Source organism: Streptomyces sp. NPDC051662 (genome assembly GCF_040681655.1).
Lineage (GTDB): Bacteria > Actinomycetota > Actinomycetes > Streptomycetales > Streptomycetaceae > Streptomyces.
In genome coordinates, this window is record NZ_JBFAZD010000002.1 from 374,782 (window position 1) to 386,400 (window position 11,619).

Sequence of the window (11,619 nt, forward strand, 5' to 3'; positions counted from 1 at the left end):
GCATCAGACGCGCGAAAGCCGCTTCAGCAGCAAGGCGGACGCGACCGGCCTGGCGCCGGCCCTGGCGACCCCGTCCGCGACCTCCCGGTCGGTGGAGACGACCACCACGGGCCGGCCCGGCGGCTCCGCCCTGACAAGCTGGCGGATCAACTCGTCCGCCGTCACACCCGGTTTCGAGAACAGCACCCGTACCCCGCGCGGCGGGGCGAGCAGCACCGGCGCCGCCAGCTCGGCGCCGTCGAAGACACAGGTCATCTCGGCGCCCGTCTGCGCCGCGAGCATGGCGAGCCCGCCCAGCAGCCGCAGCCGCTGCTTCTCCAGCGGCATCGTCGGATAGCCGGTCTTGGTGACGTTGTAGCCGTCCACGATCAGATGCGCCTGCGGCAGCGCGAGCAACTGGTCGAGCAGCGCGGGATCGGTCTCGGAGAGCGCGCGGGCCGCCACGTCCTTGGGAGACATCCGGCCCGGCTCCACCGCGTCGACCAGGTCCGCGGGGCGGGCGGCGGCGGGCGGCAGCGCCAGCTCGCGGCGCAGCCCCTGCGCCGACTCCAGCACCGTGTCCAGCAGCAGCCGCAGCCGCATGTCCTCCACCGAACGGCCCTCGCGGGCGGCCCGGCGGCTCGCCTCGACGGCCGCCTCCGCCTCACCGAGACGCGCCCTGATCCGGCGCGTCTCGCTCTCCGCGGCGGAGATCTGCGCCGCGGACTCGGCCCGGAACGCCTCGGACTCCGCGTGCGCGCGGCGCAGGGCCGCCTCGCCACGCTTCACATCGCTGTGGGCGCTGCGCAGCTTGCGATGGAGCGATTCGGACTCCTTACGGGCCGCCTCCAGCTCCGTACGCAGCCGTTCGGTCTCGCTCTTCGTCAGCGCCCTGGCGACGGCCAGCTCCTCGCGCAGCCGCTCCAGCTCGCGCCGGGTCTCCGCACCGGCCCGCTCGGCGTCCGCCCGCTGGGCCTCCTCGCCCGCGGCGGCCACCAGCTTCACCCACCCGGGCGGCCTGAGGACATACGCGGCGGCGGCGACATCGACGGGGTCGGCGGCGGCGGGCGGCGAGCCCGCCTCCAGAGCCGCGGCCAGTTCCGGCTGGGCCTGGCCGATCCGCTCCCCGATCCGCTGGCGGAACACCGGGTCGCTCTCCAGGGCGGCGGCCATCGCGTTCCCCGCGAACTTCGCCCGTCTGTTCGGGGTGAACCGGGCGTACTGCCGCAATTGCGCGGGGAGTTCGGTGACGGTCAGCCCGCCGAAGGCGTCGGAGACCAGCGCGACGACCCGGCGCCGTACCCCGTCCGGGAGCGGGCGGTCGAGCGCCTCCGCGGCGTCACCGCCGGCCGCACCGGCCGGCTCAGCACCGCTCGCGGGCTGCTCCACGATCCGTCACCCCATCTACCCCTTTCGGGCGGCTCCCTCAGGAACCGGCCCCTGGCCTGTCCACCAGCTCGATCTGGTCCACGGCGTTGCACCAACGGCACCGCACCGACTCGATGGTCTCACTGACCACCTCGCGCTCCTCGACCTTCGGCTCCCCGGCCAGGTCCAGATGGACGTACTCGACGGTCTTCGACGAGCGGGTCACATCGAAGCGCGTGAGATTGCCGCACAGCGTGCAGCGCCACCTGGTAGCGGCCGTCGGCTGGGGAACCGTCGTCATCGTCGCTGTCCTCTTTTCGTAGTTTCGGAGTTTCGTAGCTTCGGAGTTTCGTGGTTTCCGTCGTCTCTCGTGCGGTGTCCCGCGATGCGCCGTCGAAACGCGGAGATGCCGGAACACGCATGTGATGCCAGCAACCCTACGGCCTGGCGGCCACTCCAGGGGGCGGCGAGGCGCTCTGTACCAGTCGGTCCCGTTAGGCAATGCTCTGTCCATGATCAAGTGGCGGACGGCGGCCGACGGCCCAGTGGTGACCTATGGACTGATCGGCCTCTGCTGTCTGGTCTTCCTGGTCAGCCCGCTGTCGGGGTTCAATCCGGGGTACGGCGAGGGGGACACGCTCCTCGCGACCCAGAGCGCGTACTTCGAACGGTGGGGCGTCATCCCCGTCAATCTGCTGCGCGGCACCCCGCACGCCCTGCTCACCCCGCTGACGGCGCTCTTCGTCCACGGCAGCTGGCTGCATCTGCTGGGCAACATGCTCTTTCTGTATGTCTTCGGGGCGATGGCCGAGGAGCGGATGGGCCGGGCGCGCTTCGCGCTCTTCTATCTCGCCGTCGGCTATTTCGCGCTGTTCGTGTACGCGGCGGCCAACGCCGACTCGGACCAGACGCTGGTGGGCGCCTCGGGCGCGATCTCGGGGGTGCTCGGCGCCTTCCTCTATCTCTTCCCCAGAGCCCGGGTCACCAGCCTTTTCCCGTTTCTGCTCTTCCTGCCGCTGCGCTTCCCCGCCTGGATCGTGCTGATCTTCTGGTTCGTGCTCCAGTGGGTGGCGGCGCACGGCGCGAGCTCCGGCCCCGGGGTCGCCTATCTCGCGCATCTGGTGGGGTTCGGGGCGGGCTTCCTCTACGCCTGGGTGCGGTACTGGCGTACCGATAGAGTGAAAGACCAAGCCGCGGCCACCGAGGGAGAACGCCAACCGTGATCACCGCGATCGTGCTCATCAAGACCAGCGTCGACCGGATCCCCGAGATCGCGGAGTCGATCGCGGCCCTCGACAACGTCAGCGAGGTCTTCTCGGTCACCGGTACGTACGACCTGATCGCCATGGTCCGGGTCCCCAAGCACGACGATCTGGCGGATGTGATCCCCGGCCGGATCAGCAAGATCGAGGGCGTCGAGGGCACGGACACGCATGTGGCGTTCCGTACGTACTCCCAGCACGACCTGGAAGCGGCCTTCGCCATCGGACTCGACGCCTAGAGCCTCTCGGCGTCGGTGCCAGTGCCGACGGCGGCGGCGGCGGCGGATGAAGAATTCCTCATCCGGCGCTCATCCCCGCCTCCTCCGCGCCCGGCACCATGACGGACATGGCTTTCTCTCCTCGTCTGGCGGCCCTGGCGGCGGTCGTCGCCATCCCGCTCGGTATCGCCGCGACCAGCTACGCGATGACGGACAGTCCCGACGCGCCGAAGGTGCCGCCCAAGGTGGAACTCGGCACCACGCCGTCCGGCACGCCGACCGTGCTGCCGGACACCACGCCGACCCCCTCGATGAGCCCGGGCCCCGGCGCCACCCCGGGCGACGCCGTCGTACCCGGGCCCTCGGCCACCGACGGTGACGACGATGACGACCGCGGGGACGACCGCGGGGACGACGCCGGTGAAGACGGCTGACTCGCGCCCCATCTCCGCCCGGGTACGGATCCTCCTCTGGCTGCTCGTGGTGATGGCGATCGCGCTGGCCGCCGTGGCCACCACCACCCGCTCGATCCTGTTGCGGGATGTCGACCAGCGGATCAGCCAGCTGCTCACCCAGGAGACCGGCGAGTTCGCGAACTTCGTCAGCCAGGGCGTCGATCCGGAGACCGGCGAGCGGTTCAGCGACCCGCGCAGACTGCTCCGGGTGTTTCTGCAACGCCAGTACTCCGACGCGGACGAGGAACTGCTCGGCCTGATCAGGGCCGATGTACCCAAGCCTCATGTGATCCGGCAGCGCCGCGATCTCCCCGACCGGACCGCCCTGTGGCGGGACGGCGACGCGCTGACCCGGATCTTCGCCTCCGAGGCGGCCTCCGGCACCCTGCACCGCTCGGGGGGCGAGCTGCGCTGGGCGAAGGTCGCCATAGACCCGGCCGGTGACGCGGCGCCCGGCGCGTTCGTCGTCGCCTTCCACGCGGACCGGGAACGGGCCGTCGCGAACGAGACGTTCCGTACGCTGCTGGCCATCTCGGGGGTGGCGCTGCTGATGACGACCGGCATCGGCTGGGCGGTCGCGGGCCGCATACTCGCGCCCGTACGGGTCGTACGGATCACCGCGGCGCAACTCACCGAGCAGGACCTCACCCGCCGGATCCCCGTCAAGGGCCGGGACGACATCGCGGCCCTCGCCGAGACCTTCAACGGGATGCTCGACCGGCTGGAGCGGGCGTTCGCCGCGCAGCGGGAGTTCGTCGACGACGCCGGGCACGAACTGCGTACGCCCATCACCATCGTGCGCGGCCATCTGGAGGTGATGGGGGACGACCCGGCCGACCGGGAGGAGACCGTACGTCTGGTCACCGACGAGCTGGACCGGATGAGCCGCATCGTCGAGGATCTGCTGCTGCTCGCCAAGGCCGAACGGCCCGACTTCATCAGCCCCGAACCGGTCCAGCTCGCCGAACTGACCGCCGATGTCTTCGTGAAGGCGCGGACGCTGGGCGACCGGGAATGGGTGCTGGACGGGGTCGCGGACCGCGAGGCGCGGCTCGATCCGCAGCGGATCACCCAGGCGATGGTGCAGCTCGCGCAGAACGCCGTGCAGCACACCGTGCCGGGGCAGCGCATACGGATCGGCTCACAGGCGTACGGCGACCGGTTCGAACTCCATGTCACCGACAACGGCCCCGGCGTACAGCCGCAGGACGCGGAGGTGATCTTCGAACGCTTCCGCCGCGGTACGGCCCGCCGCGGCGCCCGCACCAGCGGCGCCGGGCTCGGCCTGGCGATCGTCAGAGCGATCGCCGAAGGCCACCGGGGCCGGGTCGAGCTGCGCCCCACCGAGGGCGGCGGCGCCACCTTCGTACTCATCCTGGAGACGAGTTCATGAACCGCATTCTGATCGCCGAGGACGAGGAGCGCATCGCCTCCTTCGTGGAGAAGGGGCTGCGCGCCAACGGCTTCACCACCACCGTGGCCGCCGACGGCGACTCGGCCCTGGAGTACGCCGTCACCGGCGGCTTCGATCTGGTCCTGCTCGACATCGGGCTGCCGGGGCGCGACGGCTTCACCGTGCTGCGGGAGCTGCGCGAGGCACGGGTGACGCTGCCGGTCATCGTGCTGACGGCACGGGATTCCGTACGGGACACCGTGGCAGGACTGGAGGGCGGCGCCGACGACTGGATGACGAAGCCGTTCCGGTTCGAGGAGCTGCTGGCGCGGATACGGCTACGGCTGCGTACCGCGGCCCGCGCGCCCGAGGTGACGATGTTGCGCAGCGGCGACCTCAGCCTGGACCTGCGGACCCGCAGGGCGCGTTCCGGCGAGCTCACCGTCGATCTGACGGCCCGTGAGTTCGTGCTGCTCGAACTGTTTCTGCGCCATCCGGGCCAGGTGCTCTCGCGTGAACAGATCCTCTCCCATGTCTGGGGGTACGACTTCGACCCCGGCTCCAATATCGTGGACGTGTACGTACGGGCCCTGCGCAAGAAACTGGGCGCCCAGCGGCTGGAGACCGTACGGGGCATGGGCTACCGGATGCCGTGACGGCCATCCGGCCCCGGCCAGGCCCGCCACATGAACTCCCTTTCACAAAGCGTTCATTCGGGGCTCACCGCACGGACAGAAGCTGTTCGTCGTGACCCTCTCGTTCCGGCAGGCCGGCTGGCTCTGCGCCGTACTCAGCATCTGCGCGCTGCTCGCCGTGCCCGGTTCCCTTCCGGGCCTGAGCGGTGACGCGCGGCTCACCCTGGGCGTCTTCGCCCTCGCCACCTGCGCCTGGATCGCCACCCCGGTGGACGACACGTATATCGCCCTGGGCGCCGGGCTGGCGCTGACCGCGACGGGCGTGATCAGCAGCGAGACGCTGTTCGCGACGCTCGGCGACGAGACGGTGTGGCTGCTGATCTGCGCGTTCGTCCTGGCGGCCGCGGTCACGGGCACCGGGCTGGCGGGCCGGGCCGCGGCCTTCCTGGTCGGCGGGGCCCGTACCGTACGGCAGTTGACGCATCTGACCACAGCCGCGCTGGTGGTCACCGCCTTCGCCGTACCGGCCACCTCGGGGCGCGCGGCCCTCGCCCTGCCGGTCTTCCTGGCGCTCGCCAAGGCGCTCGCCGACCGCACACGCCTCGTCGTCATGCTCGCGCTGCTCTTCCCGACCGTCATCCTGCTCTCCGCCGTCGCCACCCTGATCGGCGCGGGCGCGCATCTGATCACCGTCAGCGTGCTGTGGGAGCAGACCGGACAGCGGCTGGGGTTTGTCGAATGCCTGCTGCTCGGGCTGCCGCTCGCCGTCGTCTCCTCGCATCTCGCCGCCGAGGCGGTACTCCTGACGACCACCACACGCGCCGACCGGCGCGGACCCGTCCACATCACCGCCGCCGAGATCCAGCAGCACTCGGGCACCCCGGTCGACGGCCCGCTGACCTCGTCGGAGGCGCGGTGCGCGCTGCTGCTCGGGACCGTGGTCGTGCTGTGGTGCAGCGAGCCGTTGCACGGTGTGTCACCGGCGGTGGTCGCGCTGATCGGCGCGGTCGTCGCCGCGTCCCCCGCGCTCGGGACCGTCGGACTCAAGGACGGACTGCGGACCGTGCCCTGGCCCCTGCTGCTCTTCATGGCGGCGACCATGGCGATGGGGGTCGCCCTCGCCGAGTCGGGAGCCGCCGCGTGGCTGGTCAGCTGGGTGCCCGGCGGCTCCACCATCCCGCCGTGGGCGTTCCTCACCGGGGTGGTGCTGATCAGTACGGCGGCCCATCTGGCCCTTCAGTCCCGCTCGGCCAGATCCTCCGTACTGGTCCCGCTGGTGGTCGTCGCGGCCATCGGCGCCGGCGTCAACCCGATGGCCGCCGCGCTCGCCTCGACCGCCGCGGCCGGGTTCTGCCACACCCTGCCCGCCTCCGCGAAACCCGTCGCGCTCTTCGCCGATCTGCCCGGCACACCCACCTACACCCCGCGTGATCTGCTCCGGCTCTCCGCCGTGCTCGCGCCGCTCACAGCAGCCCTCGTCCTGCTCTTCGCCCTCGCCGTCTGGCCGCTGCTCGGCGTGCCCGTTCGTCTGGAGACCCAGCCATGAGCTACCGCATCGCCATCGCCCCCAGCGGCTTCAAGGAGTCCCTCTCCGCCCGCCAGGTCGCCGAGTCCATCGCCGAGGGCCTGCTCAGGGTGGTCCCCGACGCGGAGGTCGATCTGATCCCGCTGGTGGACGGGGGCGAGGGCACCGCCGAGGCGCTGGCCGCCGCGACCGGCGGCCGGCTGGTCCCGTACACCGCGACCGGCCCGGTCGGTGACCCCGTCAGCAGCCACTTCGCACTCCTCGGGGGCACCGCGCCCGCTACGGCGACCGCCGTCGTCGAGATGGCCGCCGTCGCGGGCCTCTCGCTCGTACCGGCCGGCCGGCGCGACCCGGGCACCACCACGACCCACGGCGTCGGCCAGCTCATCGGCGCCGCACTGGACCTGGGCGTCCGGCGCGTCCTCGTCGGCTGCGGCGACTCCGGTACGTCGGACGGCGGCGCCGGGGCGCTGCGCGCGCTCGGCGCCCGGCTCCTCGACCACCGCGGCCGGGAACTGCCCCCGGGCGGCGCGGCGCTGCGCGGACTGGACCGTATCGATACGAGCGGACTCGACCCGCGGCTCTCCGGCACCGAACTGCTGGTCGCCTGCAACCCGTTCAACGTCCTGTGCGGCCCGCGCGGGGTGGCCCGGGTGTTCGGCCCGCAGAAGGGCGCGGGCCCGGCCCTGGTGGAGGAGCTGTCCATGGCGCTGGAGCGGTGGGCGGCCGTCCTCACCCGGGACCTGTCCCCCGGAACCGACCTGCGCACCGCCCCCGGCACGGGCGCCTCCGGCGGTCTGGGAGCCGGTCTGGCCGCCCTCGGCGCGCGTCTGCTGCCCCGCTTCGACGTCCTGCTCGACCGGCTCGACCTCGACGCCCGGCTGGCCCGCGCCGATCTGGTGATCACCGCCGAGGGCGCGCTCGACCACCAGACCGTACGCGGCAAGATCCCGGCCGAAGTGGCTCGCCGCGCCCACGCGTCCGGGGTACCGGTCCTGGTACTGGCCGGCACCATCGGGCAGGGCGCGCACGAGGTGCGGGCCCTGGGGGTCGACGCGTACAGCTCGATCCTGCCCGCGCCGGTGGCACTGCCCGAAGCCCTCGACCGCGGTGGCGAGTTCCTCGCCGACGCGACCGAACGCGCCCTGCGGATGGTGCTGTTGGGCACGCGCCTCGCACCCGTCGCGGCCTGAGGCTCAGCCCCGGTCGGGGACGCAGCGGCCGTCCTCCGTACGGTAGTTCCACCGCGCGCCATCGGTCACCAGCTCCCGCACGGCCCGGACGAACCGGTCGACATGCTCGTCCGGCGTCCCGGCGCCGAAGCTGACCCGGATCGCGTTGAGCGACCGCTCGCCCGGCTCGGCGTCCGGGGCGCCGCACTCCCCCGGGTCCCGCGGGTCACTGCCCAGCAGCGTCCGTACCAGCGGATGGGCGCAGAAGAGCCCGTCCCGTACACCGATGCCGTACTCCGCGGAGAGCGCGGCGGCGAAGTGCGAGCTGTTCCACCCCTCGACCACGAACGACAGCACGCCGACCCGCGGCGCGTCATCGCCGAACAGCGAGAGCACCTTCACCTCGGGCACCCCGGCCAGCCCCTCCCGCACCCGGGCCACGAGCCGCTGCTCGCGCGCCACCAGCGTGTCGAACCCGGCGTCCGTGAGCGCCTTGCAGGCCGAGGCGATCGCGTACACCCCGATGACATTGGGCGAACCGGCCTCATGCCGGGCCGCGGTGGTGTGCCAGTCGACATCCACCCCGCCATCGGCCCGGCGCGCCACCTTACGGCTGGCGCCACCGCCGGCGAGATACGGCTCCGCGCCCTGGAGCCAGTCGGCCCGCCCCGCGAGCACCCCGGACCCGAACGGCGCGTACAGCTTGTGCCCGGAGAAGGCCACCCAGTCGACATCCAACTCCGCGATGTCCACGGGATGGTGCGGCGCGAGCTGAGCGGCGTCCAGCACGATACGGGCACCCCCCGCGTGCGCGGCGGTCGCCAGCTCCCGTACGGGCCACAGCTCACCGGTCACATTGGACGCACCGGTCACACAGACCAGCGCCGGCCCCGCGGACCCCCGCCCGGCGAGCGCCCGCTCCAGCGTGGCGACGGCCTCGCCCGGCGTCCGGGGAGCGTTCAGATAGGTCACCCGCGCGTCCCGCCAGGGAAGCAGCGAGGCATGGTGCTCCGTCTCGAACACGAACACCTCGCACTCGGCGGGGACCGCGGCGGCCAGCAGATTGAGCGAGTCGGTGGTCGAGCGGGTGAAGACGACCTGGTCATCGGGGCGGCAGCCGAGGAACTCCGCGACCGTGCGGCGGCTGTTCTCGAACAGGTCGGTGGAGAGCTGCGAGAGATAACCGGCGCCCCGGTGGACACTGCCGTAGTACGGGGCGTACGCGGCGACGTCGTCCCACACGCGCTGAAGGGCGGGGGCGCTGGCCGCGTAGTCGAGCGCGGCGTAGGTGACCTCGCCGCCCGTGACGAGCGGAACGGTCACCTCACGCCCGAGCACGGGCAGCGGTGCGGCGCAGGCGGGGTCGTCGGAGGCGGTCGTGGTGGCGGCGGCGTTCGGGCGTGCGGACATGGCGATATCTCCCGGCAGGACAAGTCGGAACGGCTTCAAGTCCCCGCGGTGCGCGGCTGCGCCGCGATGGTGGCGGGGTGTGCCTCGACGCACGGGGTCGCCGTGCGGAGGTGTTGAAGAGGGGGCGCGCTCGCCCTAACGCATTCGCTTGCTCACGAGACTGCTCCCTTGAGGACCAGGACCCCAAAGGTGGCAGGGGTCCGCGCTTGCCGCAGACCTCGCTGCCTACGGCCTGGTCTTCACCCGGGGCACCCCGCCACGGACGGAGGGTTGCCGGACAGCGAGCCGGGGCCTTAATCGCTGTCGCTCATGACCTTGCCGGAGAGTATGCCATATGGGTGGGCGTGGGTGTGGTTCGGGTTGCGGTTGCGGTTGCGTGGTCAGCTGCCGGGGGCCGGGGCCTCCGGAGGTACATGTCCGGACGGCATGATTTACGGCGCGACCCTGCCCCGACGATGGTTCGGGCGTTCGCGCGCCACAAATCACGCTTTAGTGTCCGGACACGCACCTCCTACGACCCCGACCCCCTCCCCCCGGTGGTCACCCGTCCCGATCCGGTCGGTACCGGCAGGTGGCCGGGTACGGGAGAGCGCCGCCGCCTCCCCCGCCCACCCTCGCGCACGACCGGGCCGCCTGAGCGGGCGGTGAAGGGGGGCGCGCAGGGATCGTGTCCGGGACGTAGAGCGTGATTTGTGGCGCGCGACCGCCAGTGTCCAGACGTCCGGCTGCTGCGCGCCGTAAATCATGCAGTCCCGGACGCGAGGCCCGGAGCGCACCCCGGCGACAACCCGCACCGCACCACCGGCCCCAGCCGAAACGCACCCCGGAAACCGCCCCCGCCGGAAGGCGCACCGCCCGGAGGGCACCCCGGCGACAACCCGCACTCGGAAACCGGCCCCAGCCGAAACGCACCCCGGAAACCGCCCCCCGCCGGAGGTGCACCGCACACAACCACCGGCCCCGGCCACAGAAAACCTACGACTGCGACGACGCGACCCACCGCGCCAACGCCCGCCCCGCTGAACCCGAGTCGATCGACTCCGCCGCCCTCGCCATCCCCGCCGACAGCTGCGTCGCCAGCGACTCCCCCGTCGGATCCAGCGCCACCAGCGCCGCCGCCGAGTTCAGCAGCACCGCGTCCCGCACCGGCCCCGTCTCCCCCGCCAGCAGCCGCCGTGCGACATCCGCGTTGTACGAGGCGTCCGCGCCCCGCAGCGCCTCCACGGGGACCAGTTCCAGGCCCACGTCCCGCGGATCGAACGCCTCCTCCGTCACCGCGCCGTCCCGTACGACCCACACCCGCGACGTCGCGGTGGTGGTCAGTTCGTCGAGGCCGTCGTCGCCGCGGAAGACCAGCGCGGAGGAGCCGCGCTCGGCCAGCACGCCCGCGATGATCGGCGCCATACGGGCGTCCGCGACGCCGGTCGCCTGCGCGCGGACCCGCGCCGGGTTGGTGAGGGGACCCAGGAAGTTGAAGGTGGTGCGGATGCCCAACTCGCCTCGCGCGGCGGCCACATGACGCAACGCGGGGTGGAACTTCACCGCGAAGCAGAAGGTGATGCCGGCTTCCTCGGCAACCTCGGCGACCCGCTGAGGGGTCAGTTCCAGGTTGACGCCGAGCTTCTCCAGCACATCGGAGGCACCGCTCGCCGAGGACGCGGCGCGGTTGCCGTGCTTGACGACCTTCGCACCGGTGCCGGCGACCACGATCGACGACATGGTCGAGATGTTGACGGTCTTGGCGCCGTCGCCGCCGGTGCCGACGATGTCGACGGTCCGGCCGGGCACCTCGATCAGGTTGGCGTGCGCGTACATCGAGCGTACGAGGCCGCTGATCTCCGCGACCGTCTCGCCCTTGGCGCGCAGCGCGACAACGAATCCGGCGATCTGCGCGTTGGTGGCCTCGCCGCTCATGATCCGGTCCATCGCCCAGGCCGTGGCGTCCGCGCTCTGGTCGGCACCGCTCAGCAGCGCGTTCAGTACGCCCGGCCAGGTGCGGGCCGCCGCGGTGTCGCCTCCGACGGGGGTCACAGCGCTCATGCTCGCTCCTGGGTGTCCGGGTCCATTGCGCGGGCCTTGTGTGCGGCCCTCGGCCAGCCTATCGGCGCGTACCGGCGTGCAGGGCGGATGCCCGTACTCCGGGACAGGACATACGCCGAGGGCCCCGGCCGGTTCCCTTTCGGGAGACCGGGCCGGGGCCCT

Annotated in this window: 11 protein-coding genes and 1 riboswitch; of the genes, 7 read left to right on the forward strand and 4 right to left on the reverse strand. The window is 72.2% G+C overall.

Going from position 1 to position 11,619, the window contains the following annotated elements:
• Positions 1–3 precede the first annotated feature (3 nt).
• On the reverse strand, positions 4–1,368 hold the full coding sequence (locus tag AB0M67_RS04365; RefSeq protein WP_365742453.1) for an NYN domain-containing protein: 1,365 nt from the start codon (positions 1,366–1,368) through the stop codon (positions 4–6).
• A 37-nt stretch (positions 1,369–1,405) separates the two neighbouring features.
• Positions 1,406–1,648 (reverse strand): hypothetical protein, encoded by a 243-nt coding sequence (locus AB0M67_RS04370; protein WP_249950837.1) that lies wholly within the window; start codon positions 1,646–1,648, stop codon positions 1,406–1,408.
• A 211-nt stretch (positions 1,649–1,859) separates the two neighbouring features.
• On the opposite strand from AB0M67_RS04370, the gene AB0M67_RS04375 reads away from it, so the two are divergent.
• From AB0M67_RS04375 to AB0M67_RS04405, 7 genes are all read left to right on the forward strand, one after another.
• Positions 1,860–2,570 (forward strand): rhomboid family intramembrane serine protease, encoded by a 711-nt coding sequence (locus AB0M67_RS04375; RefSeq protein WP_365742455.1) that lies wholly within the window; start codon positions 1,860–1,862, stop codon positions 2,568–2,570.
• Complete coding sequence (locus tag AB0M67_RS04380; RefSeq protein ID WP_249950839.1) at positions 2,567–2,848, forward strand: Lrp/AsnC ligand binding domain-containing protein; 282 nt, start codon at positions 2,567–2,569, stop codon at positions 2,846–2,848. Before AB0M67_RS04375 ends, AB0M67_RS04380 begins: the two co-directional genes overlap by 4 nt.
• Before the next feature lie 107 nt (positions 2,849–2,955).
• Positions 2,956–3,261, forward strand: coding sequence for a small hydrophilic protein (locus tag AB0M67_RS04385; RefSeq protein WP_365742458.1), 306 nt, complete (start codon positions 2,956–2,958; stop codon positions 3,259–3,261).
• A complete protein-coding gene (locus AB0M67_RS04390) occupies positions 3,212–4,675 on the forward strand; it encodes an ATP-binding protein (protein WP_365742460.1) in 1,464 nt (487 codons plus the stop codon). The genes AB0M67_RS04385 and AB0M67_RS04390 overlap by 50 nt, the downstream gene beginning before the upstream one ends.
• Complete coding sequence (locus AB0M67_RS04395; RefSeq protein ID WP_129769780.1) at positions 4,672–5,331, forward strand: response regulator transcription factor; 660 nt, start codon at positions 4,672–4,674, stop codon at positions 5,329–5,331. The genes AB0M67_RS04390 and AB0M67_RS04395 overlap by 4 nt, the downstream gene beginning before the upstream one ends.
• Before the next feature lie 91 nt (positions 5,332–5,422).
• Positions 5,423–6,856, forward strand: a complete 1,434-nt coding sequence (locus tag AB0M67_RS04400) for an SLC13 family permease (protein WP_365742463.1) — start codon at positions 5,423–5,425, stop codon at positions 6,854–6,856.
• Positions 6,853–8,028 (forward strand): glycerate kinase, encoded by a 1,176-nt coding sequence (locus AB0M67_RS04405; RefSeq protein ID WP_365742465.1) that lies wholly within the window; start codon positions 6,853–6,855, stop codon positions 8,026–8,028. Before AB0M67_RS04400 ends, AB0M67_RS04405 begins: the two co-directional genes overlap by 4 nt.
• Before the next feature lie 3 nt (positions 8,029–8,031).
• On the opposite strand, the gene AB0M67_RS04410 is transcribed toward AB0M67_RS04405, so the two are convergent.
• Both AB0M67_RS04410 and trpD read right to left on the reverse strand, forming a co-directional pair.
• Positions 8,032–9,417 carry an aminotransferase class V-fold PLP-dependent enzyme gene (locus AB0M67_RS04410; protein WP_365742467.1) on the reverse strand — a complete coding sequence of 462 codons (1,386 nt, stop codon included), beginning with the start codon at positions 9,415–9,417 and terminating at the stop codon, positions 8,032–8,034.
• A 197-nt stretch (positions 9,418–9,614) separates the two neighbouring features.
• A riboswitch (SAM riboswitch) is annotated at positions 9,615–9,732 on the reverse strand.
• 660 nt (positions 9,733–10,392) lie between these two features.
• Entirely contained in the window at positions 10,393–11,457 is a 1,065-nt protein-coding gene (trpD, locus tag AB0M67_RS04415; protein ID WP_365742469.1) for an anthranilate phosphoribosyltransferase, read from the reverse strand.
• Between the last annotated feature and the right edge of the window lie 162 nt (positions 11,458–11,619).

Coding starts and splice junctions, on each gene's coding strand:
- AB0M67_RS04370 (WP_249950837.1), bottom strand. CDS start 1,648: ATGACGACGGTTCCCCAGCCGACGGCCGCTACCAGGTGGCGCTGCACG.
- AB0M67_RS04375 (WP_365742455.1), top strand. CDS start 1,860: ATGATCAAGTGGCGGACGGCGGCCGACGGCCCAGTGGTGACCTATGGA.
- AB0M67_RS04385 (WP_365742458.1), top strand. CDS start 2,956: ATGGCTTTCTCTCCTCGTCTGGCGGCCCTGGCGGCGGTCGTCGCCATC.
- AB0M67_RS04390 (WP_365742460.1), top strand. CDS start 3,212: ATGACGACCGCGGGGACGACCGCGGGGACGACGCCGGTGAAGACGGCT.
- AB0M67_RS04395 (WP_129769780.1), top strand. CDS start 4,672: ATGAACCGCATTCTGATCGCCGAGGACGAGGAGCGCATCGCCTCCTTC.
- AB0M67_RS04405 (WP_365742465.1), top strand. CDS start 6,853: ATGAGCTACCGCATCGCCATCGCCCCCAGCGGCTTCAAGGAGTCCCTC.
- AB0M67_RS04410 (WP_365742467.1), bottom strand. CDS start 9,417: ATGTCCGCACGCCCGAACGCCGCCGCCACCACGACCGCCTCCGACGAC.
- trpD (WP_365742469.1), bottom strand. CDS start 11,457: ATGAGCGCTGTGACCCCCGTCGGAGGCGACACCGCGGCGGCCCGCACC.